Annotated in this window: 18 protein-coding genes; 11 read left to right on the plus strand and 7 right to left on the minus strand. The window is 71.0% G+C overall.

The window, feature by feature from the left end:
* Positions 1 to 18: 18 nt before the first annotated feature.
* The 6 genes from ABZ877_RS20040 to ABZ877_RS20065 form a co-directional block, all read right to left on the minus strand.
* Positions 19 to 1,356, minus strand: coding sequence for a M20/M25/M40 family metallo-hydrolase (locus ABZ877_RS20040; RefSeq protein WP_361072796.1), 1,338 nt, complete (start codon positions 1,354 to 1,356; stop codon positions 19 to 21).
* Complete coding sequence (locus ABZ877_RS20045; RefSeq protein WP_361072799.1) at positions 1,349 to 2,182, minus strand: M55 family metallopeptidase; 834 nt, start codon at positions 2,180 to 2,182, stop codon at positions 1,349 to 1,351. Before ABZ877_RS20045 ends, ABZ877_RS20040 begins: the two co-directional genes overlap by 8 nt.
* Before the next feature lie 274 nt (positions 2,183 to 2,456).
* Positions 2,457 to 3,188 carry a class I SAM-dependent methyltransferase gene (locus ABZ877_RS20050; RefSeq protein ID WP_361072802.1) on the minus strand — a complete coding sequence of 244 codons (732 nt, stop codon included), beginning with the start codon at positions 3,186 to 3,188 and terminating at the stop codon, positions 2,457 to 2,459.
* A gap of 46 nt (positions 3,189 to 3,234) precedes the next feature.
* A complete protein-coding gene (locus ABZ877_RS20055) occupies positions 3,235 to 5,691 on the minus strand; it encodes a SpoIIE family protein phosphatase (RefSeq protein WP_361072805.1) in 2,457 nt (818 codons plus the stop codon).
* A gap of 130 nt (positions 5,692 to 5,821) precedes the next feature.
* Positions 5,822 to 8,191 carry an MFS transporter gene (locus tag ABZ877_RS20060; protein WP_361073061.1) on the minus strand — a complete coding sequence of 790 codons (2,370 nt, stop codon included), beginning with the start codon at positions 8,189 to 8,191 and terminating at the stop codon, positions 5,822 to 5,824.
* A 305-nt stretch (positions 8,192 to 8,496) separates the two neighbouring features.
* Positions 8,497 to 8,940, minus strand: coding sequence for an SRPBCC family protein (locus ABZ877_RS20065; protein ID WP_361072808.1), 444 nt, complete (start codon positions 8,938 to 8,940; stop codon positions 8,497 to 8,499).
* 162 nt (positions 8,941 to 9,102) lie between these two features.
* On the opposite strand from ABZ877_RS20065, the gene ABZ877_RS20070 reads away from it, so the two are divergent.
* Both ABZ877_RS20070 and ABZ877_RS20075 read left to right on the plus strand, forming a co-directional pair.
* Complete coding sequence (locus ABZ877_RS20070) at positions 9,103 to 10,149, plus strand: Rv2578c family radical SAM protein (RefSeq protein ID WP_361072811.1); 1,047 nt, start codon at positions 9,103 to 9,105, stop codon at positions 10,147 to 10,149.
* Between the two features lie 72 nt (positions 10,150 to 10,221).
* Entirely contained in the window at positions 10,222 to 11,790 is a 1,569-nt protein-coding gene (locus tag ABZ877_RS20075) for an alpha/beta hydrolase (RefSeq protein WP_361072814.1), read from the plus strand.
* A gap of 7 nt (positions 11,791 to 11,797) precedes the next feature.
* Here ABZ877_RS20075 and ABZ877_RS20080 read toward each other — a convergent pair whose 3' ends face one another.
* Positions 11,798 to 12,370 (minus strand): adenylosuccinate lyase, encoded by a 573-nt coding sequence (locus tag ABZ877_RS20080; protein WP_361072817.1) that lies wholly within the window; start codon positions 12,368 to 12,370, stop codon positions 11,798 to 11,800.
* A gap of 291 nt (positions 12,371 to 12,661) precedes the next feature.
* On the opposite strand from ABZ877_RS20080, the gene ABZ877_RS20085 reads away from it, so the two are divergent.
* The 9 genes from ABZ877_RS20085 to pssA all read left to right on the plus strand — a co-directional run bounded on the left by ABZ877_RS20085 (position 12,662) and on the right by pssA (position 23,605).
* Positions 12,662 to 14,452 (plus strand): 3-hydroxybutyryl-CoA dehydrogenase, encoded by a 1,791-nt coding sequence (locus tag ABZ877_RS20085; RefSeq protein ID WP_361072821.1) that lies wholly within the window; start codon positions 12,662 to 12,664, stop codon positions 14,450 to 14,452.
* Between the two features lie 103 nt (positions 14,453 to 14,555).
* Entirely contained in the window at positions 14,556 to 15,359 is an 804-nt protein-coding gene (locus ABZ877_RS20090) for a TetR family transcriptional regulator (protein ID WP_361072824.1), read from the plus strand.
* A gap of 474 nt (positions 15,360 to 15,833) precedes the next feature.
* Positions 15,834 to 17,171, plus strand: a complete 1,338-nt coding sequence (gene ccrA / locus ABZ877_RS20095; RefSeq protein ID WP_361072827.1) for a crotonyl-CoA carboxylase/reductase — start codon at positions 15,834 to 15,836, stop codon at positions 17,169 to 17,171.
* Between the two features lie 22 nt (positions 17,172 to 17,193).
* Positions 17,194 to 19,242: a protein meaA gene (locus tag ABZ877_RS20100; protein ID WP_361072830.1), complete on the plus strand. Its 2,049-nt coding sequence runs from the start codon at positions 17,194 to 17,196 to the stop codon at positions 19,240 to 19,242.
* Entirely contained in the window at positions 19,239 to 20,201 is a 963-nt protein-coding gene (locus tag ABZ877_RS20105) for a CoA ester lyase (RefSeq protein WP_361072833.1), read from the plus strand. Before ABZ877_RS20100 ends, ABZ877_RS20105 begins: the two co-directional genes overlap by 4 nt.
* A gap of 4 nt (positions 20,202 to 20,205) precedes the next feature.
* Positions 20,206 to 20,718: a MaoC family dehydratase gene (locus tag ABZ877_RS20110; RefSeq protein WP_361072836.1), complete on the plus strand. Its 513-nt coding sequence runs from the start codon at positions 20,206 to 20,208 to the stop codon at positions 20,716 to 20,718.
* Between the two features lie 2 nt (positions 20,719 to 20,720).
* Complete coding sequence (locus ABZ877_RS20115; protein ID WP_361072839.1) at positions 20,721 to 21,926, plus strand: acyl-CoA dehydrogenase family protein; 1,206 nt, start codon at positions 20,721 to 20,723, stop codon at positions 21,924 to 21,926.
* Positions 21,927 to 22,110: 184 nt separating this feature from the next.
* Positions 22,111 to 22,767 carry a phosphatidylserine decarboxylase gene (locus ABZ877_RS20120; RefSeq protein ID WP_361072841.1) on the plus strand — a complete coding sequence of 219 codons (657 nt, stop codon included), beginning with the start codon at positions 22,111 to 22,113 and terminating at the stop codon, positions 22,765 to 22,767.
* A 22-nt stretch (positions 22,768 to 22,789) separates the two neighbouring features.
* Positions 22,790 to 23,605 (plus strand): CDP-diacylglycerol--serine O-phosphatidyltransferase, encoded by an 816-nt coding sequence (gene pssA / locus ABZ877_RS20125; protein ID WP_361073064.1) that lies wholly within the window; start codon positions 22,790 to 22,792, stop codon positions 23,603 to 23,605.
* Positions 23,606 to 23,942: the final 337 nt, after the last annotated feature.

The following is a 23,942-nucleotide window of genomic DNA, read 5'->3' on the forward strand; positions in this document are numbered from 1 at the left end:
CGTGTGTCGGGGCCGTGCCTATGCCGAGCGCAAGAACCGGTCCAGTACACGCACCCCGAAGTGCAGTGCCTCGACGGGGACGCGTTCGTCGACCCCGTGGAAGAGCGCCTGGTAGTCGAAGCCCTCGGGGAGCTTGAGCGGGGCGAAGCCGTAGCCGGTGATGCCGAGCCGGGAGAACTGCTTGGCGTCGGTGCCGCCGGACATGCAGTACGGGACGGTGTGTCCCTCGGGTGCGAACGCCTCGACGGCGGCGCGCAGCTTGCCGAACGTGGGCGAGTCGACGGGCGCCTGGAGCGCGACCTCGCGGTGGAGGAACTCCCAGTCGACGTCCACCCCGGTGAGCTGGTCGAGCGCGGCCCGGAACTCGTCCTCGGCGCCGGGCAGGAACCGCCCGTCGACGTGGGCGACGGCCTCGCCGGGGATGACGTTGACCTTGTAGCCGGCGGACAGCATCGTCGGGTTGGTGCTGTTGCGCACGGTCGCCTCGACGAGCTTCGCGGCCGGGCCGAGCTTGGTGAGCAGCGCGTCGGCGTCGAAGTCGGCGGCGTGGACGTCGGCCTCGATGCCGTACAGAGCGGCGAGTTCACTGAGGGCGGCGCGGACGGTGGGGGTGAGGCGGATGGGCCACTCGTGGGCGCCGATGCGGGTGACGGCGGCGGCGAGGCGCGTCACCGCGTTCGCCGCGTTCACCTTGGAGCCGTGGCCCGCCCTGCCGCGCGCGGTGAGCCTGAGCCAGCCGGTGCCGCGCTCGCCCGCGCCGATGGGGTAGATCTGCTTGCCCGCGCCGTCGTGGAAGGTGTAGGCGCCGGACTCGCTGATGCCCTCCGTACAGCCCTCGAAGAGGTCGGCATGCCGGTCGGCGAGGAAGCCGGAGCCGTCCTCGGCACTGGCCTCCTCGTCGGCGGTGAAGGCGATGACGATGTCGCGGCGGGGCCGGTACCCGACGCGGGCCCAGTGCCGGATCGTCGCGAGGATCATCGCGTCCATGTTCTTCATGTCGACGGCGCCGCGCCCCCACACCACGCCGTCGCGGATCTCGCCGGAGAACGGGTCCACGCTCCAGTCGGCGGCCTCGGCCGGCACGACGTCGAGGTGGCCGTGGACCAGGAGCGCGTCGGCGGAGGGGTCGGTGCCCGCGATGCGCGCCACCACGTTGCCGCGGCCCGGGGTGCGCTCCAGGATCGTCGGCTCCAGGCCCGCCTCGGAGAGCAGGGCCGCCGCGTACTCGGCGGCGGGGCGCTCCTTGCAGTCGCCGCCGCCCCGGTTGGTGGTGTCGATCCGGATCAGCTCGGAGGTGAAGGTGACGACTTCGTCGAGCGCCTTCTCGTCGATCGTCGGAAGGTGCTGCTCAGCCATACTGTTCCTCCACCGCGGCCGAGGCGATCGTGGTGACCGCCTTGAAGGTGCGGATGCCTTCGTACATGGTCTCGTGGGTGTACGCGATCCTACGTTCCCCGACGCGCTCGACGCCGGGGACGACGGTCGACGCCATGGCGAGGTGCTCGGCGTCGAACTCGACCTCGATCGTGAACGGTCCGCCGCGCACGGGCTCGTACCGCACGGCGAGCGACGCGGCGTCCTTGGCGGCGGCCCGGATGTCGGCGGCCGTGCGCGCGGGGGTGCGGCACACCGCCGCGTACCGGGAGACGTGGTCCTTGACGGCGACCTTGCGGGCCTCGGGGGCGTAGCCGAGCGCGTCGTCGCAGGCGTGGTCGTCGCCGGTGACGAGGACGACGGGGACGCCGTACTCGGCGACCACGTGCGCGTTGAGCAGGCCCTCGCTGGCCCGTACCTCGTTGACCCACACGCCGGTGATCTGGTTGGCGAGGTAGGTGTGGGCGAGGACGCCCTCCATGCCGGCGCCCGCGTGGTAGCCGATGAACGCGATGCCGTCGACGTCCCCGTGCTGGACGCCCTCGACCATGGAGAGCGACTTGTGGCGGCCGGTGAGCATCTCGGCGCGGTCGTCGAGCTGTTCCAGGAGCAGGTTGCGCATGGTCCAGTGCGCCTCGTTGACGAGGACCTCGTCGGCGCCGCCGTCGAGGAAGCCGAGCACCGCCGCGTTCACGTCCGAGGTGAACATCGACCGGCAGCGCTCCCACTGCGGTGTGCCGGGCAGCACGTCCGCGGGCCAGGTCACACCCGTGGCGCCCTCCATGTCGGCGCTGATGAGGATCTTCATGACCAGCACCGTACGCGGATCCCGGCGCCGCCCACCAGGCCTGTGGACAACCGCTCGGCACTCTCACGGGTCTAGACCACTGGAGTGCTTCCCGTCCCCCTGGTCAGGGGTTCGGCATCCGCACGAGGGCGTCAGCCGACGCCCCCGCGTCAACAGTCGTGATCGTGCCCGCCGTTGAACGCGTCGTGGGGCGCCGAGCCGGTGCACGTCGGCCCGGAAAGCGGCGACGATCTCCTCGCGCCGCGCCCCGTGGGCCCCGTTCACCATGCGGGCTTCAGTGCCGGTCGCGTCGGCCCACCACCAGCCACCTCGACGGCAGCTCGATCCGGTTTCCGTCGGCCGTGTACTCCGTGGTCAGCAGCGGCAGCTCGCCCGACGCGAGGACGGTGAGGCCCGCCGCCGTGACGTACCCGGGCACGGACGCGTCGGCGACCTCGCCCGGGGCGAGACCGTGCCCGAAGACCGGGGCCAGCTTCGGCGGCGGCCCCGCCGGATGGCGTGCGAGGTCCCGCAGGATCTCCCCGGCGCGCTCCGCCGGTTCGACGACGAAAGCGCGCCCGCCCTCGCCGATCAGCGTGGTGACCGCGTCTACGAGCGGCTGCCGGTCCTCCGGCTCGCACTGGTGCAGAACGCCGCGCATGTAGACGTTCACGTCGCCCAGCTCGGCGTGCAGGGCCGCCACCTGTGCCGCGTTCGTGGCGTCCAGTTGCCGGAAGTCGACCTGTCCCGCGGGGTCCGCGTGCCGGGCGCGGTCGAGCGCCGCGGCCGAGAGGTCCGCGCCGATCACCTTCCGGTAGCGGTCGGCGAGGAAGCGGGTCTGCGTGCCGTTGCCGCACCCGAGATCCACCAGCGGCAGCCCCGGCCGCGCCAGCTCGGGTTCGAACAGTGCGAGGTGGAGCCCCACGGTGAGGACGGGTTCGGCGTCCCAGAAGACGGCCCCCGGCTCCTCGGGAGCGTCCTCCCAGAACCCCTCCCACGCCGTTCTGTAGCGCTCGGTCACGCTCATGGCTCCCCCAGGTGCGCCCGCGGACTCGGCCGAGTGTCAGCTCGGTCTACCGCGCCGGGGTGCGCCTTACAAGACTCAGCTCGAACCAGACCGTCTTTCCCGACGCCGTCCGGCTCGCGCCCCACGCCCGCGCGAGACGCGCGACGACCCGCAGGCCCCGGCCGAACTCGTCGTCCGGGCCCGCGCTGCACAGCGTCGGCAGCGTGGGGTCGGTGTCCTCCACCTCGCACAGCAGCGTGCCCGAGCGCACGAGCCGCAGATGGACCCGGCCGCCCCTGGCGTGCCGTACGGCGTTCGTGACGAGTTCGCCGACCAGGAGCTCGGCCGCGTACTCGATGCCGGTGAGGCCCCACAGCGCGAGCCGGTCGCGGACGAGGCCCCGGGCGCGCGGCACCTCGGCGGGCTCCCGCGCCAGCTCCCACTGGGCCACGTCGTCGCTCTCGATGCCGCTCATGCGGACCATGAGGAGCGCCACGTCGTCCTTGCGGCCGCCGCGCCCCGCGAGGGAGCGGATGATGGTGTCGCAGGCGTCGTCCATCGAGGCGGCCGGGTGCGCCGCCGACTCGCACAAGGTCGCGAGCCCCACGCCGATGTCCTCGCCCCGCACCTCGACCAGGCCGTCGGTGCACATGACGAGGCGGTCGCCGGGCGCGACCGGCAGGCGTACGGACTCGAAGGGCACGCCGCCCACGCCGATGGGGGCGCCGGTCGGCAGGTCGAGGAGTTCGCTGCGGCCGTCGGCGGCGCGCACGATCACCGGCGGGATGTGCCCGGCGTTGGCGAGGTGGAGTTCCCCGGCGATGGGGTCGTAGACCGCGTACAGGCACGTGGCGAGGTAGTGCTCGCCGAGGCGCTGCGCCAGGTCGCACAGGTTGCGCAGGAGCTGGGCCGGGGGCAGGTCGAGGCCGGCCATGGTCTGCACGGCGGTGCGCAACTGGCCCATCATCGCCGCCGAGTTGAGCCCGTGCCCCATGACGTCGCCGACGACCAGGGCGGTGCGCGCGCCGGGCAGTTTGATCGAGTCGAACCAGTCGCCGCCGACCCGGCCGAGCAGGGTGCCGGGCAGATAGCGGGTGGCGATGTCGCAGCCCGGCATGTGCGGCTCGATGTGCGGCAGCATGCTGTCCTGGAGCGTCTCGGCGACGGACTCCTGGTAGGTGTACATGCGCGCGTTGTCGAGCACGAGGCCCGCGCGGGCGGCGAGTTCGGCGCCGGTGACGCGGTCCATGTCGTTGAAGAGGGGCCGCTCCTGGTGGCGCAGCAGGATCATGAACCCGAGGACGACGTTCCGCGCCTTCAGCGGGACGACGAGCATGGAGCGGTGGGTGATGAGCGGCCGGATGTCGCGCTTCTCGAACTGCGAGGCGATCCCGTTGCCCATCTCCTCGGAGATGTACGGGACGAGGACGGGTTCCCCGCTGGTCATGCACTGGAAGAACGGGGTGTGCGCGGGGAACGGCATCGACTCGCCGACCGGCACCACGTCGTCCCAGCGGCCCGGCTCGTCGGTGTGCTCGACGGCGACGCGGTGCCACATCGTCGTCTCGTCGGGCGGCCCCTCGGGGAACCCCTCGCCCGCGACGACCTGTTCGCGCAGGTAGGTACCGGCCACGTCGGTGAAGCGGGGCACGACCGCCTTGCTGACCTCGACAATGGTGCGGGAGAGGTCGAGGGAGGAGCCGATGCGTCCGCTCACCTCGTTGAGGAACTCCAGGCGCTCGCGCACCGCCACGTACTCGAGGTCCTCGGCGTCGTCGGCGTCCTCGGCCGACGTGCGCGGGGACGGCACCCCGGCCGCCGCCGCGCGCGCCGCCTCCGCGCGCCGCGCCTTGCGCTCGGTGCGCCGGGAGACGCCCCAGTCGGCGGTGACGGGCACACGGTCGTGGTGGCTGAACTCCAGAACGGGATAGCCCAGTTCGAGGACCTGGGCGACGATGCGGGCGCTCTCGCGCACGCTCATGCTGGGCAGGATCTCGGGCAGCCCGCGCGCCAGCTCGTCGGCGGCGGGGAAGTCGGTGTGCAGCGCGAAGCCGGGGGCGACCCGCTCGCCCGCCCCGGGCCTGCCCGGGCCGTCCGGGCCCGTGCCCGGCCCGCCGGTCAGCTTGCGGGCGTCGGCCGCGAGCACGAGCAGCCGCTCGGGCCCCGGCCCCACCAGCGGGTACGCCCACCACAGGACGTCGATGCGGTCGCGCGGCCCCGCGCTGGTGTCGAGCCGCGCCCGCCCCGCGGTGGGGTAGGACATCCGCCCGCCGAGCGTCTCCTCCAGGTCGGGCTCCAGCTCGTCGTAGGCGCCGAACGCGCCCCGGGCCGTGGCGTCCTCCTCCCGGGGCAGCGCACCGGAGACGGGCAGCAGGTCGGCGGCGGGGCGCCCCACCGCGCCCTCGCGGTCGGGGCCGAAGAGTCGGCGGGCGCCCGTGCTCCAGTGCGAGACGCGGCCCGCGTGGTCGACGACGACCACGGCCAGCGGGACGCGGCCCTGTGGGGAACGACCGGTGTCCGCCATCGCCGCCTCCTTCCCTCCGGCACGCCGAAGGGGGTGCGTACCGCCTGCTTCCACGGTACGCGCGGCCGCCCAACCCCCATGTGCTTACCGGTGAATTGGGGCCCGGCCCTTGACAGACGCGGGGGCGGCGTCAGTCCTCGTGGCCCAGTTGCAGGTCCCGCTCCGTCCGGCCGCCCCCGGCGACCTGGAGGACCGTCGCCACCGGCGGGTAGCCCGCCGCGATGACCGTGTACTCGCCCGACGACAGATCGACGAAGCGGAACGTGCCGTCCGCGCCCGTCGTCAGCGTGTCGACCACATTGCCCGCCGCGTCCAGCAGCGTGACCCGGGCCTCCTCCACGGGCCGCCCGCCACCGGCCCGCACGGTGCCGCGCAGCACCGCGCCGCCCGCCAGCTCCACGTCCTGCCGGGTCTCGCGCGAGGCCATCACGGTGACGGGCAGCGCCGCCGGGCGGAACGCGGGGGCGCTCGCCGCGAGGGTGTACTCCCCCGCGACCAGCTCCGTGATGACGTACGCGCCTTCGCGCCCGCTGCGGGTGGTGGAGACGACCTCGCCGTGCACATTGGTCAGGGTGACGATCGCGTCCCGTACGGGGGTGCCGTCGGCGGTGAGGACGGAGCCCGCGAGGCGGCCGGCGCCGCCGAGCACCACGTCGAGGTCGACCGGGCGCTCCCCGACGGTGACCGTGACGGCCTGCGGCTGGTGCCCGCCCGCCGCCGCGATCAGCACGTAGCTGCCCGCGCCCGGCGTCGAGAGCGCGTACCGGCCGTCGTCGCCGCTGGCCCCGCGCCCGATCTGGGTGCCGCCGACGTCGATGAGGGTGAGGGCGGCGCGCGGCACGGCGGTGCCGTCGGAGTGCTGGACCGTGCCGCAGACGGGGACCCCGGCGGCGTGGGACACGCGCTCCTGCGGCGCCACGGCGGAGTGCGCGGACAGGGTCGTGGTGGTGGGGTTCTCGGCGGGGGCGGTGCTGGACAACAGGGGGGTCTCCTTGATGAAGAAGGCGAGGAGCAGGCCCAGGACGAGGACCGGGACCAGGTAGAGGAAGATGCGCGGCATCGCGTCCGCGTACGCCTCGATGTACGGGGTGCGCAGCGCCTCGGGGAGCGCGTGGACGAGCTGCGGGGTGATCGATTCGGCGTCGGTCCCGGCGGGGAGTCCGGCGCCGCCGCCCGCCGGGAGCCGGTCGGCGAGGGCGTCGGCGAGGCGGCCCGCGAAGAGGGTGCCGAAGATCGCGGCGCCGACGCTGCCGCCGATCTGCCGGAAGTAGTTGTTGGCGCTGGTGGCGGTGCCGAGGTCGCTGGGGCGGACGGCGTTCTGCACGGCGAGGACGAGGACCGGCATGATCAGGCCGATGCCCGCGCCGAGGACCGCCATGTAGACGCTGTACTCGAGGCGCGGGGTGTCGGTCTCCAGGCGCGACAGGAGGTACATGCCGAGGCTGGAGAGGGCGCCGCCGAGGATCGGGTAGAGCTTGTAGCGGCCGGTGTGGCTGATGAGCTGCCCGGAGAGGATCGAGGCGCCGACGACGCCGCCCATCATCGGCAGCATGAGGAGCCCGGACTCGGTGGCGGTGGCGCCGTCGACCATCTGCAGGAACGTCGGCAGGTAGCTGGCCGCGCCGAAGAGGGCGACGCCGACGACCATGCCGACGAGCCCGCTGAGGTTGAAGACGGAGTCGCGGAACAAGCGGAGCGGGATGAGGGGTTCGGCCGCGTACTTCTCGGCGACCAGGAACAGCGCGGCGGAGAGAGCCGCCCCGGCGCCGAGCCCGATGATGACCCGGTCGCCCCACGCGTACTCCGTGCCGCCCCAGCTGGTCAGCAGGACCAGGCAGGTCGAGGCCGAGGCGAGGAGCAGGGCGCCGAGCACGTCCAGCCGGGGCTTCTTCGTGGGCTTGGGGAGCTTGAGGACGACGGCCGTGACGGCGAGGGTGAGCAGGCCGAAGGGGACGTTGAAGTAGAAGCACCAGCGCCACGAGAGGTGGTCGGTGAAGTAGCCGCCGAGCAGCGGCCCCGCGACCGAGGCGAGGCCGAAGGCGGCGCCGATCAGACCCATGTAGCGGCCGCGCTCGCGGGGCGGCACGATGTCGCCGATGATCGCCTGGACGCCGATCATCAGGCCGCCCGCGCCGACGCCCTGGACGGCGCGGAAGGCGATGAGCTGATCCATGGTCTGGGCCCGGCCCGCGAGCGCCGAGCCGATCACGAAGACGACGATCGCGAACTGGAAGATGCCCTTGCGGCCGAAGAGGTCGCCGAGCTTGCCGTAGATCGGCAGGCCGATGGTGGAGGTCAGCAGGTAGGCGGTGATCGCCCAGGACATCTTGTCGAGGCCGTGCAGCTCACCGACGATCTTCGGGAGCGCGGTGGCGACGATCATCTGCTCCAGGGCGGCGAGCAGCAGCGCCAGCATGAGGCCGACGAAGACCATCCGCACGCGGCGCGGGCTGAGGGCCTCCCCGGTCGGCTGCCGCTCCACGGGCGTCTGTTCGACCACCGGTGCGGCGGCGACCGGGGCCGGTTCCGCGACCGTCCCCGGTTCTTCCCGTCCCCGCACGGGGTCGGTCACCAGCGTCGTCGTGCCCACGTACTGCTCCCCTCGTCGCCCTTGCGCCGCCCATTTCTCGCATCGCGCGACAACGGGGGGCAAGCGCGACGAGGCGCACGTCAGAGGCGCTCGAACGGCGAATGCGCCGGTCGGAGCCCTACGGCGTACAACGGGCGCGAAACGAAAACCACTCGAAACGGTGAGCGTCAGATCAGTGTTCTGTGTTCTTCCGACGCTCCGTCAGCGGACAGGGATCACTTCTCCACCTCGGCGGCGAGCTTGGCGAGCACGGCGTCGTAGATCCGGCCGAGGCCCTTGGGCGCGAACGTCTTCTCGAAGAAGCCGCCGATGCCGCCCGCCCCGTTCCACACGGTGGTGACGACGACGCGCGAGCGGCCCTCACCGGCCGGGGTGACGCGCCAGGTCGTCACCATCGAGGAGTTGCGGTCCTTCTCGACGAGTTCGCCGTCGGTGGGCTCGGTGACGTCGAGCAGGCAGTCACGCACCCGCTTGCTGGTGGCCTGCAGCTTCCAGTGGACGACGGTGCCCTCGCCGTCGCCGCCCTCGCGCACCTCGTACTCGCTGAAGTGCTCGGGCAGCAGCTTCTGCCGGGTGCCGCTGTAGTCGGCGAGGGCGTCGAAGACGTCGTCGGGCTCGGCGGCGACGACGCGTTCCGTGGTGGCCTCGACCTGCGCCATGACTTTTCCTCCAGCACTTGGATCCTGTGGGCCGCCCAAGCCAACCACCCCCCGCGCGGGCCGCCCAAACCGGGGTGGTCAGGGGCCCGCGACACGTTCGCACGATCAAGGGAACATGTGTTCTATTGTGGGGCGCGGGGGCAGAGCTACGGAGGAGGCGGCATGCGCTGGGAGAACCTCACGGACGACCGGGCCGAGCACGGCCGGGCGCCCGACGCCGCGTTGTTCGGCGCGGACGCGGTCACGACCCGCACCGTCGACACCCCCGAATTCCAGGGCGTGACCTTCCACGAGATCCGGGCGCGGTCGATCGTGAACCGGGTGCCGGGCGCGTCCCGGATGCCGTTCGAATGGACGGTCAATCCGTACCGGGGCTGCACGCACGCGTGCGTCTACTGCTTCGCCCGCAACACCCACCGCTACCTCGACCTCGACACCGGGCTCGGCTTCGACAGCCAGATCGTGGTGAAGGTGAACGCGCCGGAGCTGCTGCGCCGCCAGCTCGGCTCGCGCCGCTGGCTCGGCGACCACATCGCGATGGGCACGAACGTCGACTGCTACCAGCGCGCCGAGGGCCGCTACCGGCTGATGCCCGGCATCATCGAGGCGCTGCGCGACCACGCCAACCCGTTCTCCATCCTGACCAAGGGCACGCTGATCCTGCGCGACCTCGACCTGCTGCGGCAGGCGGCGGAGGTGACCGACGTCGGCGTCTCGGTCTCGGTCGGCTTCGTGGACCAGGAGCTGTGGCGCACCGTCGAGCCGGGTACGCCCGCGCCCGAGCGCCGCCTCGACGTCGTCCGCGCCCTCGCCGACACCGGGATCGGCTGCGGCGTCCTGATGGCCCCGGTGATCCCGTTCCTCGGCGACCGCCCGGAGCAGTTGCGGGCGACCGTACGGGCGATCGCGCAGGCCGGTGCCGTCTCGGTGACGCCGCTCGTGCTGCACCTGCGCCCCGGCGCCCGCGAGTGGTTCATGGCCTGGCTGGCCCGGCACCACCCCTACCTCGTACGCCGGTACGAGCGGCTGTACGCGGAAGGGGCGTACGCCCCCAAGTGGTACCAGCGGCGGCTGACGCGGCAGGTCCACGAGCTGGCCGAGGAGTACGGGATCGGGCCCTCGCGCCCCGGTCTGCCCCGGCGCATCCGCGTCCCGGAGCCGGCGGCGGCGCCGGACGCGGCCGAGCCGACGCAGCTCACCCTGCTCTGACGCGCCACGCGATCGGGTGCACTTCCGGCCGAACGGATTCCCCGGACCGGCGATCAAGGAAACATGCCGCACGTGAAGAAACGCACAGTCGCTCTGTGCGGCATCGCCGCGCTCGCCGCCTCCGCCCTCGCCCCGACGGCCACCGCCGGCCCCGGCCCCCGCGTCGCCGCCGTCACCTGGAAGAAATGCGGCACGAAGGAGTATCCGACGCTGCAATGCGCGTCGCTGCGCGTTCCGCTCGACCACGCGCGCGTGCGAGGGCCCGAGATCACCCTCGCCCTGTCGCGCGTCCCGCACACCGCGAAGACGTCGCAGGGACCGCTCCTGGTCAACCCCGGTGGTCCCGGCGGCAGCGGGCTCACGCTCGCCGGGTTCGTCGCGGCGGGCCTGCCGAAGGCGGTCGCCGCGCAGTACGACGTCATCGGCTTCGACCCGCGCGGCGTGGGCAAGAGCAAGCCCGCCCTCGACTGCGTGCCGGGCCACTTCAAGCCCGTACGCCCGCAGAGCGTGCCGAGGACGGAAGCGGTCGAGCGGGCCAATCTGAAGCGGGCCGAGGGCTTCGCGCGCGCGTGCGGCAAGAAGTACGCCGCCCTCCTGCCCTACCTCGACACGGTCAGCGCCGTACGGGACATGGACGCGATCCGGGCCGCGCTCGGCGCCAAGCAGCTCAACTACCTCGGCTACTCCTACGGCACCTACCTCGGCGCGGTCTACGCCAAGTCCTACCCGGACCGGGTGCGGCGCTTCGCCCTCGACTCGGTCGTCGACCCGACGGGCGTCTGGTACGAGGACAACCTCCGCCAGGACGTCGCCTTCAACGAGCGCCACCGCGCCTTCCTCGCCTGGGTCGCCAAGCACGACGCGGCCTACAAACTCGGCAAGGACCCGGCGAAGGTCGAGCGGCAGTGGTACGCGATGCGGGAGGCGCTGGCGAAGAAGCCGGCGGGCAAGAAGGTCGGCGCGGGCGAGCTGGAGGACACGTTCCTGCCGGGCGGCTACTACGACGGCTACTGGCCCTTCCTGGCCGACGCGTTCTCCGCGTACGTGAAGGAGAAGGACCCGGCCCCGCTGGTCGAGGCGTACGACACCTTCGCGGCGATCGACGCCGAGGGGGACAACGGCTACAGCGTGTACTCGGCCGTGCAGTGCCGCGACGCGCGGTGGCCGCGCGACTGGCGCCGGTGGCGCGCGGACCAGGCGCGCACGCACGAGAAGGCCCCGTTCTCCACGTGGAACAACGCCTGGTACAACGCGCCGTGCGCGTTCTGGCCGACCAGGATGCTGACCCCGCCCGACGTCACGAACCTGACGCTGCCGCCGGTGCTGCTTTTCCAGGCGACGGACGACGCGGCCACCCCGTACCAGGGTGGCGCCACCATGCACCGCCTCCTGCGCGGATCGAGCCTCGTCGTGGAGCAGGGCGGCGGCAACCACGGGGTCACGCTCAGTGGGAACGCGTGCCTCGACAAGCACCTGGCGACGTACCTCGCCTCAGGGAAGGTGCCGCGCGGCAGCGGTGACGTGGACGCGGTCTGCAAGAAGCAGCCCGATCCCAAGCCGCTGGGCAGCAAGGCGGCCACACCGCGGGCGCCCCGGTCGAAGGGGGCCGTGCTGCACGGGATGCTCGGCTTCCGCGCCTGAGCGGGGGTCACTCCTGCGGCAACCGCGCGAGCGCCGCCGCCGCGGCCATCGCCAGACGGGGATGGGTCGCCGCCTCCGTGAGCACCTCGCGCGCGCGGGGGTCGGCGAGGCTGCCGAGCCCCTCGACGCAGGCGAGCGCCACCTTGCGGTACGGGTCGTGCGGGGCGAGGCGGCGGCGGAGCGTGGTGATGAGCGCCGGGACCGACTCGGGCGCTCTGAGCTGGGTGAGCAGCCGGACCGGGTAGAGGGCGTACGCGACGCGGAGTTCATTGGTGGCGAGGGCCGCCGCCGCGCGGGCGGTGCGCGGGTCGCGCAGGGCGGCCAGCGCCTGGGCCGCGGCGGCGCAGCGTTCCGGATCGCGGTGGTTCAGGAGCAGGACGAGGGACTCGAAGGCGCGGCGGTCACCGGCGAAGCCGAGCCGGTAGGCGGCCAATTCACGCGCCCAGAGGGGCTGTTGCGGTGCGGTGAGCACGGCGGCCAGCTCGTCCGGGTCACGCGTGGCGGCCAGGTGCTCGAAGGCGGGCGTCCCGCCGGATTCCTTCCGGATGCGTTCCGTCACCGTTCGCGACTCTTCGTCCATGTGGTCGAGGGTAGACGCGAGGGGTCCGCGGCGACGTAGATCACAGGGACTCGGCAACGACGAGGGCTGGCGCGCTCGTTACTCACTGGTTAATCTCATCTGAGCGGGGCACACTTCCCGCAGTACCACTCAGGGCGGCCTGGTGACGCAGCCGCCGCGAGTGCGGTCGGTTCGGTACGCGCTACCGACGTCATCGCAGCACGACCTGGCTCCGGGACAGGGCCGGTCGCATCTCCCGTGCGCAGCGGCGCAGTTGGCACGGCACACCACCCTCACCTCTGGAGTTCCCGGATGGACGCTCCCCTGTCCCGCATCTCTACCGTGGCCGTCGTCGGCCTGGGCACCATGGGCACCGGCATCGCCGAGGTCCTCGCCCGCGCCGGCCGTGAGGTCATCGGCATCGACATCAGTGAGGCCGCCGCCGCGCAGGCGGTCGTGGCCCTGGAGGGCTCGACGGCGCGTGCGGTGCGCCGCGGCCACCTCACCGAGCAGGAGCGGGCGGAGCTGCTCGCCCGGTTCCGTACGTTCACCGACCTCCAGGCCGCGGCCGAGGCCGATCTGGTGATCGAGGTCGCCCCGGAGTCGTACGAGATCAAGCAGCAGATCTTCCGGTCCCTGGACGACATCGTGCGGCCCGGGGCGATCCTCGCCACCGGCACCAACGCGCTGTCCGTCACCCGGCTCGCCGCCGACTCCGCGCGCCCCGAGCGCGTCCTCGGCTTGCACTTCTTCAACCCGGCGCCCGCGATGAAGCTCGTCGAGGTGGTGTCCAGCGTGCTGACCGCGCCGGTCGCGGTCGCCGCCGTCACCGACCTCGCGCTCGAACTGGGCAAGGAGCCCGTCGCGGTGGGCGACCGGCCGGGCTTCGTCGCCGACGGGCTGCTCTTCGGCTACCTCAACCAGGCCGCCGCCATGTACGAGTCGAAGTACGCCTCCCGCGAGGACATCGACGCGGCGATGAGGCTCGGCTGCGGTCTGCCGATGGGCCCGCTCGCGCTGCTCGACCTCATCGGGATCGACACCGCGCGCACCGTCCTCGACGCCATGTACGCCGAGTCGCACGACCGGCTGCACGCGCCCGCGCCCGTCCTCAAGCAGCTCAGCGAGGCGGGCCTGACCGGCCGCAAGGCGGGCCGCGGCTTCTACACGTACGAGGAGCCGGGCAGCCCGGTCGTCGTGCCGGACGCCCTGACGCCGTCGGACGGCGCGACGGCGGGCCCCACCCGCGCCGTCCGCTCCGTCGGTGTCGCGGGCTCGGGCACGATGGCGTCCGGCATCGCCGAGGTCTTCGCGAAGGCGGGCTATGACGTCGTCCTGGCCGCCCGCAGCGAGGAGAAGGCGGAGAAGGCGAAGGCCCGGATCGGGAAGTCGCTCTCCCGCTCCGTCGACAAGGGCCGGATGACGGCGGAGGCGGCGGAGCAGACGCTCGCACGCATCGCGCCCGCCGGGTCCTACGAGGCGTTCGCCGACGTCGACCTCGCCCTGGAGGCGGTCGCCGAGGACCTGGAGATCAAGCGGCAGCTCTTCGCCACGTTCGACAAGGTCTGCAAGCCCGGCGCGATCCTCGCCACCACGACCTCGTCGCTGCCCGTCGTCGCCCTCGCCCGCGCCACCGCGCGCCCGCAGGACGTCATCGGCATGCACTTCTTCAACCCGGCCCCGGCGATGAAGCTCGTCGAGGTCGTGCGGACCGTCCTGACCACGGACGACGTGCACGCGACCGTCCGCGCCCTGACCGTGGCGATCCGCAAGCACCCGGTGGACTGCGGCGACCGGGCCGGGTTCATCGTGAACGCTTTGCTGTTCCCGTACCTGAACAACGCGGTCAAGATGGTGCAGGAGCACTACGCCTCGCTCGACGACATCGACGCCGCGATGAAGCTCGGCGGCGGCTACCCGATGGGCCCGTTCGAACTCCTCGACGTGGTCGGCCTGGACGTCTCCCTCGCCATCGAGAAGGTCCTGCACCACGAGTTCCGCGACCCGGGCCTCGCCCCCGCGCCACTGCTCGAACACCTGGTGGCCGCGGGCTGCCTCGGCCGCAAGACGGGCCGTGGCTTCCGCGAATATGCCCGGCGCTGAGCCGGACCAGGGGGCCGGAGACGGCTGGGGCGGGCTGCTCGGAGCACCGGGCGGCCCGCTCACCGGGGCGCCTTTTGGAACGTACATGCAGTACGTTCGGTCCATGCCCAAGGCCGACCAGTCCTCCCGTACCCCCGCTACGACCGACGCCCCGGAGAGCGCCGCCGGCAACCGGGCGGCCGCCCAGCGGCTCAAGATGCGCCGTGAGCTGGCCGCCGCGGCGATGGAGCTGTTCGCCACGAAGGGGTACGAGGCGACGACGGTCGACGAGATCGCCGCGCAGGCGGGCGTCGCGCGCCGCACCTTCTTCCGCCACTTCCGTTCGAAGGAAGAGGCGATCTTCCCGGACCACGACGACACCCTCGTACGCGCCGAGGCGGTCCTCAACGCGGCGCCGCCCCTCGAACACCCGCTGGACACCGTCTGCCGCGGCATCAAAGAGGTCATGAAGATGTACGCGGCGGCGCCCGCGGTCTCCGTGGAGCGCTACCGGCTGACCCGGGAGGTCCCCACGCTGCGCGAGCGCGAGATCGCCTCGGTCGCCCGCTACGAGCGCCTGTTCACCCGCTATCTGCTCGGCCACTTCGACGAGCAGGCCCACCACGACGGCAACGACGACCCGCTGCTCGCCGAGGTCGCCGCCTCCGCCGTCGTCACCGCCCACAACCACGTCCTGCGGCGCTGGCTGCGCGCCGGCGGCCAGGGCGACGTCGAGGCGCAGCTGGACCACGCCTTCGCCATCGTGCGCCGCACCTTCGGCACCGGCATCGGGGCGGGCCGCACCCCCGCCGCTCCCCCGGCCGCGCAGGTGGCGCACTCGGGCGAGGTGCTCGTCACGGTGGCGCGCACGGACGCGCCGCTGCCCGAGGTCATGCGCACCATCGAGGAAGCGCTCAGGAACCGCTAGAGCGGTCCGCACGAGCACGGCCCCTGACCTGGCACGGAGTGCCACGTCAGGGGCCTTTTGCATACGCCGAGGCAGGCGCCGCGAGGGCACGTGATCGATCATCGATCCCTCTACGCGGCGGTAACCCATCCCTGACCTCGGATGATCGATCATCGCTCACCTGTTGCTCAAACATGACACCTGAGCGAAATTTGTGGCACGGAGTGCCTTGCCAGCTGTCACGGTGTGCCATACGTTGAGGGAAGTCCGGGCGGCCGGCGCACGGAGAACTTCCGCGTGCCGGCTGTCCCCGCAGGCCATGACCGACCGTGGCCCGCGCGCCCGGACGCCTGCGTCACAGGCACCCTTCCGCGCCACACCAAGCGCTGCCACCGCACCACCCCGCCGAACCGACGGCACGCACCACCGCTCGTCCGCAGCCACACCACCCCGACTCAGCGTTCCCCTCAGACGCTCACCGCCGGAGGCACCACCGTGAAGGAAATCCTGGACGCGATCCAGTCGCAGACCGCCACGTCCGCCGACTTCGCCGCCCTTCCCCTGCCCGACTCGTACCGCGCGATCACCGTGCACAAGGACGAGACGGAGATGTTCGCGGGCCTCGAGACCCGCGAGAAGGACCCGCGCAAGTCGATCCACCTGGACGAGGTGCCGGTGCCCGAACTCGGCCCCGGCGAGGCCCTGGTCGCCGTCATGGCCTCCTCGGTCAACTACAACTCGGTCTGGACCTCGATCTTCGAGCCGGTCTCCACCTTCAACTTCCTGGAGCGCTACGGCCGCCTCAGCGAGCTGACCAAGCGCCACGACCTGCCGTACCACATCATCGGCTCCGACCTCGCGGGCGTCGTCCTGCGCACCGGGCCCGGCGTCAACGCCTGGAACCCCGGTGACGAGGTCGTCGCGCACTGCCTCTCCGTCGAGCTGGAGTCCTCCGACGGCCACAACGACACGATGCTCGACCCCGAGCAGCGCATCTGGGGCTTCGAGACCAACTTCGGCGGCCTGGCCGAGATAGCGCTCGTCAAGTCCAACCAGCTCATGCCGAAGCCCGACCACCTGAGCTGGGAGGAGGCGGCGGCGCCCGGCCTGGTCAACTCCACCGCCTACCGCCAGCTCGTCTCCCGTAACGGCGCCGGCATGAAGCAGGGCGACAACGTGCTGATCTGGGGCGCGAGCGGCGGCCTCGGCTCCTACGCCACCCAGTTCGCGCTCGCGGGCGGCGCCAACCCGATCTGCGTCGTCTCCAGCGAGCAGAAGGCGGACATCTGCCGGTCGATGGGCGCCGAGGCGATCATCGACCGCAACGCCGAGGGCTACAAGTTCTGGAAGGACGAGCGCACCCAGGACCCGAAGGAGTGGAAGCGCTTCGGCAAGCGCATCCGCGAGTTCACCGGCGGCGAGGACATCGACATCGTCTTCGAGCACCCGGGCCGCGAGACCTTCGGCGCGAGCGTGTACGTGACCCGCAAGGGCGGCACCATCACCACCTGCGCCTCCACCTCGGGCTACATGCACGAGTACGACAACCGCTACCTGTGGATGTCGCTGAAGCGGATCATCGGCTCGCACTTCGCCAACTACCGCGAGGCGTGGGAGGCCAACCGCCTGATCGCCAAGGGCAAGATCCACCCGACGCTCTCCAAGACGTACGCCCTGGAGGACACCGGCCAGGCCGCGTACGACGTGCACCGCAACCTCCACCAGGGCAAGGTCGGCGTCCTCGCGCTCGCGCCCAAGGAGGGCCTGGGCGTGCGCGACCACGACAAGCGCGCCCAGCACATCGACGCCATCAACCGCTTCCGCAACGTCTGAGAGTCCGGAGGGGCACAGGCTCATGACTGAGCGTCAGAAGGACCGGCCGTGGTTGATGCGCACGTACGCCGGTCACTCCACGGCCGAGGCGTCCAACGAGCTGTACCGGCGCAACCTCGCCAAGGGGCAGACGGGTCTGTCGGTCGCCTTCGACCTGCCGACCCAGACCGGCTACGACCCGGACCACGTCCTCGCCCGCGGCGAGGTCGGCCGGGTCGGCGTGCCGGTCTCGCACCTCGGTGACATGCGGCGCCTGTTCCAGGACATCCCCCTGGACCAGATGAACACCTCGATGACCATCAACGCCACGGCGATGTGGCTTCTGGCGCTCTACCAGGTCGTCGCCGAGGAGCAGGGCCTCGACATCGCCACGCTCCAGGGCACGACGCAGAACGACATCGTCAAGGAGTACCTGTCGCGGGGCACGCACGTGTTCCCGCCGGGCCCCTCCCTGCGCCTGACGACCGACATGATCGCCTACACGGTCTCCCACATCCCCAAGTGGAACCCGATCAACATCTGCTCGTACCACCTCCAGGAGGCGGGGGCCACACCGGTCCAGGAGATCGCGTACGCGATGTCCACCGCCATCGCCGTTCTCGATGCCGTACGCGACTCAGGGCAGGTCCCCGCCGAGAAGTTCGGGGACGTCGTGGCCCGCATCTCCTTCTTCGTGAACGCGGGCGTCCGCTTCATCGAGGAGATGTGCAAGATGCGGGCGTTCGGGCGGATCTGGGACCAGATCACGCGCGAACGGTACGGCATCGAGAACGCGAAGCAGCGCCGCTTCCGCTACGGCGTCCAGGTCAACTCCCTCGGTCTGACCGAGGCGCAGCCGGAGAACAACGTCCAGCGGATCGTGCTCGAGATGCTGGCCGTGACGCTGTCGAAGGACGCACGCGCGCGTGCCGTCCAGCTCCCCGCCTGGAACGAGGCCCTCGGCCTCCCCCGGCCCTGGGACCAGCAGTGGTCGCTCCGCATCCAGCAGGTCCTCGCCCACGAGAGCGACCTCCTGGAGTACGAGGACATCTTCGCGGGCTCGCACGTGATCGAGAAGAAGGTCGACGCGCTGGTCGCCGACTCCCTCGCCGAGATCGAGCGGATCCAGGAGATGGGCGGCGCGATGGCCGCTGTCGAGTCGGGCTACCTCAAGTCCCAGCTCGTCGCCTCGCACGCGGAGCGCCGGGCGCGGATCGAGGCCGGCGAGGAGAAGATCGTCGGCGTCAACATCTACGAGTCGACCGAGCCGAACCCGCTCACCGCCGACCTGGACGCGGCGATCATGACGGTCGACCACCAGGTGGAGGCGCGGGTCGTGCGGGCCGTCCGCGAGTGGCGCGCCACGCGTCAGGAGTCGAGCGACCGGCAGGGCATGGGCGACCCGTTCCACTACCCGACCACCCAGCAGGCGCTCGAACGCCTGAAGGAGGCGGCGGCCGGGACCGAGAACCTCATGGAGGCCACGCTCGAATGCGCCCGCGCCGGGGTCACGACCGGCGAGTGGGCCGGGGCGCTGCGCGAGGTGTTCGGCGAGTTCCGGGCGCCGACCGGGGTCTCGTCCGCGCCGGTCGCGGTGGCCGCCGAGGAGGGCACGCCGCTCGCCCAGGTCCGCGAGAAGGTCCGCCGCACGGGTGAGGAGCTGGGCGGCAAGCTGCGCCTCCTCGTCGGCAAGCCGGGCCTCGACGGGCACTCCAACGGCGCCGAGCAGATCGCCGTCCGGGCCCGCGACGCCGGGTTCGAGGTGGTCTACCAGGGCATCCGGCTCACGCCCGAGCAGATCGTGTCCGCCGCGCTCGCCGAGGACGTGCACTGCGTCGGCCTGTCGATCCTGTCCGGGTCGCACGCCGAGCTGGTGCCCGACGTCCTCGCCCGGCTGCGCGAGGCGGGCGCCACCGACATCCCCGTGATCGTCGGCGGCATCATTCCGAACGCCGACGCCGAGGAGCTGAAGCGGGCGGGTGTCGCCGCCGTCTTCACCCCCAAGGACTTCGGCATCACGGAGATCATCGGCCGTATCGTCGACGAGATCCGGCAAGCGAACAAGCTCGACCCGTTGGAGGTCCCCGCATGACACAGGTCAACCGTCTCCGTCCGCGCCGCTCCTGCCTCGCGGTGCCCGGGTCGAACCCGCGCTTCCTGGAGAAGGCCCAGGGCCTCCCCGCCGACCAGGTCTTCCTGGACCTGGAGGACGCCTGCGCGCCGCTCGCCAAGCCGGAGGCGCGGCACACCATCGTCAAGTTCCTCAACGAGGGCGACTGGACGGGCAAGACGCGCGTCGTGCGGGTCAACGACTGGACGACCGAGTGGACCTACCGCGACGTCGTGACCGTCGTCGAGGGCGCGGGCCCGAACCTCGACTGCATCATGCTGCCGAAGGTCCAGACGGCCGACCAGGTCGTCGCCCTGGACCTGCTGCTGACGCAGATCGAGAAGACGATGGGCTTCGAGGTCGGCAAGATCGGCATCGAGGCCCAGATCGAGAACGCGCGGGGCCTGAACAACGTCAACGCCATCGCGGAGGCGTCCCCGCGCATCGAGACCATCATCTTCGGCCCGGCCGACTTCATGGCGTCGATCAACATGAAGTCCCTGGTCGTCGGCGAGCAGCCGCCCGGCTACGGCGCCGACGCCTACCACTACATCCTGATGAAGATCCTGATGGCGGCCCGCGCCAACGACCTCCAGGCGATCGACGGTCCCTACCTCCAGATCAAGAACGTGGACGGCTTCCGCGAGGTCGCGGGGCGCGCCGCCGCCCTCGGCTTCGACGGCAAGTGGGTGCTCCACCCCGGTCAGGTCGAGGCGGCCAACGAGGTCTTCTCCCCCTCGCAGGAGGACTACGACCACGCCGAGCTGATCCTGGACGCGTACGAGTACTACACGTCCGAGGCGGGCGGCAAGAAGGGCTCGGCGATGCTCGGCGACGAGATGATCGACGAGGCGAGCCGGAAGATGGCGCTCGTCATCTCCGGGAAGGGCCGTGCGGCCGGCATGCGCCGCACGTCCAAGTTCGAGGCCCCGGAGGCGTAAGACCATGCAGTTCGGCCGCACCTACGAAGAGTTCACCGTCGGGGACGTCTACAAGCACTGGCCCGGGAAGACGGTCACCGAGTACGACGACCACCTCTTCTGTCTGCTCACGATGAACCACCACCCGCTCCACATGGACGCCAACTACGCGGAGAGCACGACGGACTTCGGCAAGAACGTCGTCGTCGGCAACTACATCTACTCCCTGCTGCTCGGCATGTCCGTGCCGGACGTCTCCGGCAAGGCGATCGCCAACCTGGAGGTCGAGTCGCTCAAGCACGTGGCGCCGACCTTCCACGGCGACACGATCTACGGCGAGACGACGGTCCTCGACAAGACCCCGTCGAAGTCCAAGTCCGACCGCGGGATCGTCTACGTCGAGACCAAGGGCTACAAGCAGGACGGCACGCTCGTCTGCGTCTTCCGCCGCAAGGTGATGGTGCCCACCGAGACGTACATCAAGGAGCGCGGCGGCGAACAGCCCGGCCGCCCGAGCCTCAAGCAGCAGGAGAAGTAGCCATGGCGCGACTCGCCCAGACCGCCGGTCTCACCGAGGTCCAGCAGGAAATCCTCTCCACGGTGCGGGACTTCGTGGACAAGGAGATCATCCCGGTCGCCACCGAGCTCGAACACCGCGACGAGTACCCGCAACAGATCGTCGACGGGCTCAAGGAGCTCGGCCTGTTCGGGCTCATGATCCCGGAGGAGTACGGGGGGCTCGGCGAGTCGCTGCTCACGTACGCGCTGTGCGTGGAGGAGATAGCGCGCGGCTGGATGTCGGTCTCCGGCATCATCAACACGCACTTCATCGTGGCGTACATGCTCAAGCAGCACGGCACGCAGGAGCAGAAGGAGTACTTCCTGCCCCGGATGGCGCTGGGCGAGGTGCGTGGCGCGTTCTCGATGTCCGAGCCGGCGCTCGGCTCGGATGTGTCGGCCATCACGTCGAAGGCGGTCAAGGACGGCGACGAGTACGTCCTGAACGGTCAGAAGATGTGGCTGACCAACGGCGGAACGTCAACACTTGTGGCGGTTCTCACCCGGAGTGATGAAGGTCATGCCGAGGGCACGGCGCCGCACAAGTCGATGACGACCTTCCTGGTCGAGAAGGAACCCGGATTCGGTGAGGTCCGGCCCGGTCTCACCATCCCCGGAAAGATCGACAAGATGGGTTACAAGGGTGTCGACACCACCGAACTCATCATGGACGGGCTACGCATTCCAGCCAATCGTGTACTTGGCGGACAGACCGGCCGAGGGTTTTACCAAATGATGGACGGAGTCGAGGTCGGACGCGTGAATGTGGCGGCCCGTGGCTGCGGCGTCGCACAGCGTGCCTTCGAACTCGGCGTCTCCTATGCCCAGCAACGTCACACTTTCGGCAAGCCGATCGCCCAGCACCAGGCCATCCAGTTCAAGCTGGCCGAGATGGCCACCAAGGTCGAGGCCGCCCATGCGATGATGGTGAACGCGGCACGCAAAAAGGACTCCGGGGAACGAAACGACCTCGAAGCGGGAATGGCCAAGTACCTGGCCTCCGAATACTGCAAAGAAGTCGTGGAGGACGCGTTCCGTATCCACGGTGGATACGGGTTCTCCAAGGAGTACGAGATCGAGCGTCTCTACCGCGAGGCGCCGATGCTGCTGATCGGTGAAGGTACCGCCGAAATCCAGAAAATGATCATTGGTCGTCGACTGCTCGAAGAGTATCGGGTCCAGGGCTGAGCCTGGCGAGATGTCCTATTTCGGGGTGTTTTCTTCGCAACGAAGATCACACCCCGTCAGCACTCTTCAGCCGCCGACTCGGCTTCCTGGCTTGCCCAGTTGTGGCTCGCAACCGATAGCATTCCTCGGAAAAGCCGCCGTCCCCCCGTAACCAGCGCGGCCTCATCCGCTACGAAGGTCATCCATGCCCCACAGCCAAACCTCTGCACCTCGCGACGGCTTCCTCGGTGGTCGCCTTGCGCGCGGAGCATCGCCGTGGCTTCTCCCGACCGTGGCCACGGCCGCAGTGAGCCTGGCCCGTTCGCGCCGTTCGAAGAACGCGGCGGCGCTCGCCGTCCCGGCCACCGCCCTCGCGGCCGGCATGCTCTGGTTCTTCCGCGACCCCGAGCGCGAGATCGCCGAGGGCCGGGTCATCTCGCCCGCCGACGGCGTGGTGCAGAGCATCATGCCGTGGAAGGACGGCCGCACCCGCGTCGCGATCTTCATGAGCCCGCTGAACGTGCACGTCAACCGCGCTCCCCTCGCGGGCACCGTGACCTCCGTCGAACACATCCCGGGCGGCTTCGTCCCGGCGTTCAACAAGGAGAGCGAGAACAACGAGCGCGTCGTCTGGCACTTCGACACCGAACTCGGTGACATCGAGATGATCCAGATCGCCGGCGCCGTCGCCCGCCGCATCGTGCCCTACATCCCGCGCGGCACCAAGGTCGAGCAGGGCGAGCGGATCGGTCTCATCCGGTTCGGCTCGCGCGTCGACATCTACCTGCCCGAGGGCGTGGAGATCGACGTCGAGGTCGGCCAGAAGACCGTGGCAGGGGTGACTCGACTTGACCGTGACTGATTCAGAGACCCAGGCCGGCTGGGTGCCCGTCCCCGACGAGGCCGACGACGCGGAGGAGATGCCGCTCTCGCTGCGCCTGTCGATAGCGGACACCCTCACCCTCGGCAACGCCACGTGCGGCTTCATGGCGGTCTACTTCACGACCACCGGCATCCTCATCCCGCACATCCAGGGCAGCAACGACTCCGGCATGGCCCGGCACTCCGCCGCCACCGCCGTGATCCTCATGCTCGCCGCCGCGATCTTCGACCTGTTCGACGGTCTCGTGGCGCGCAAGCTGCGCTCCTCGCCGATGGGCGCCGAGCTGGACAACCTCTCGGACCTCATCAGCTTCGGGCTCGCGCCCGCGTACTTCGTGCTCGTGTACGGCATGGTCGCCGACGACGCGCACCAGAGAGTCGCGGCCGTCGGGGCCATCGTGGTGCTGCTTGCGGTGGTGCTGCGGCTCGCGCGGTTCTCGTGCGTGACCGTGAAGGACGGCACCTTCCAGGGCATGCCGTCGCCCTTCGGGGCGCTGACCGTCGTCTCGATCGTGCTCCTTGAGCTGCCCTTCGTGGCGACGCTGCTCGCCATCATCGGTACGGCGTGGCTCATGGTCAGCCGCGTCGAGTACCCGAAGCCGCGCGGGCGGCTCGCGGTGGCGATGCTGTCCTGGATCGTGCTCAGCATGGGGCTGCTCGCGGCGTGGGCGTTCGAGGCGCCCGGGGGGCAGCTTCTGCTCCAGACGGGCTGTGCGCTGCAGCTCGTGCTCGGGGCGGTCATTCCGCTGTTCGCCACGGCGCGGCGGGTGAACAACTTCCGGGACAACCGGCGCGAAGCGCGGGCTACGCTCCGCTGACCTGGTGAAAAGGTGGGCCCGAGCCTTGTGGCTCGGGCCCACCTTTTTTGTGCCTACGCGTTGTGCCGGTGCCCGCCGTCCGGCGAGCGCGGGTTTCGTTGTGGCTGCGCGCGCCGTTCCCCGCGCCCCTGAGCGGGTCTTGTCGGCTCGGGCCCGCCTTTGTGCGCCTGCGCGCCGTCGGAGTGCTCGCCGTCCGGCGGGTGCGGGGCTCGTCGTGGCTGGGCGCGCGGTTCCCCGCGCCCCTGGGCGGCGTGGAAAGGGGCCCGAGCCTTGGTGGCTCGGGCCCCTCTTCCTTTACGCCTGCGCGCCGTAGATGTGTTTGCCGTCTTGCGGGTGC

The sequence above is a fragment of the Streptomyces sp. NPDC046939 genome (assembly GCF_040644575.1).
GTDB lineage: Bacteria > Actinomycetota > Actinomycetes > Streptomycetales > Streptomycetaceae > Streptomyces.

Bases quoted from the DNA above. Each gene is read 5' to 3' on its own strand.
- ABZ877_RS20115 (WP_361072839.1), top strand. From the start codon at position 20,721: ATGGCGCGACTCGCCCAGACCGCCGGTCTCACCGAGGTCCAGCAGGAA.
- ABZ877_RS20100 (WP_361072830.1), top strand. From the start codon at position 17,194: ATGACTGAGCGTCAGAAGGACCGGCCGTGGTTGATGCGCACGTACGCC.
- ABZ877_RS20040 (WP_361072796.1), bottom strand. From the start codon at position 1,356: ATGGCTGAGCAGCACCTTCCGACGATCGACGAGAAGGCGCTCGACGAA.
- ABZ877_RS20045 (WP_361072799.1), bottom strand. From the start codon at position 2,182: ATGAAGATCCTCATCAGCGCCGACATGGAGGGCGCCACGGGTGTGACC.
- ABZ877_RS20070 (WP_361072811.1), top strand. From the start codon at position 9,103: ATGCGCTGGGAGAACCTCACGGACGACCGGGCCGAGCACGGCCGGGCG.
- ABZ877_RS20080 (WP_361072817.1), bottom strand. From the start codon at position 12,370: ATGGACGAAGAGTCGCGAACGGTGACGGAACGCATCCGGAAGGAATCC.
- ABZ877_RS20050 (WP_361072802.1), bottom strand. From the start codon at position 3,188: ATGAGCGTGACCGAGCGCTACAGAACGGCGTGGGAGGGGTTCTGGGAG.
- ABZ877_RS20065 (WP_361072808.1), bottom strand. From the start codon at position 8,940: ATGGCGCAGGTCGAGGCCACCACGGAACGCGTCGTCGCCGCCGAGCCC.
- ABZ877_RS20085 (WP_361072821.1), top strand. From the start codon at position 12,662: ATGGACGCTCCCCTGTCCCGCATCTCTACCGTGGCCGTCGTCGGCCTG.
- ABZ877_RS20120 (WP_361072841.1), top strand. From the start codon at position 22,111: ATGCCCCACAGCCAAACCTCTGCACCTCGCGACGGCTTCCTCGGTGGT.
- ABZ877_RS20110 (WP_361072836.1), top strand. From the start codon at position 20,206: ATGCAGTTCGGCCGCACCTACGAAGAGTTCACCGTCGGGGACGTCTAC.
- ABZ877_RS20090 (WP_361072824.1), top strand. From the start codon at position 14,556: ATGCCCAAGGCCGACCAGTCCTCCCGTACCCCCGCTACGACCGACGCC.
- ABZ877_RS20105 (WP_361072833.1), top strand. From the start codon at position 19,239: ATGACACAGGTCAACCGTCTCCGTCCGCGCCGCTCCTGCCTCGCGGTG.
- ABZ877_RS20055 (WP_361072805.1), bottom strand. From the start codon at position 5,691: ATGGCGGACACCGGTCGTTCCCCACAGGGCCGCGTCCCGCTGGCCGTG.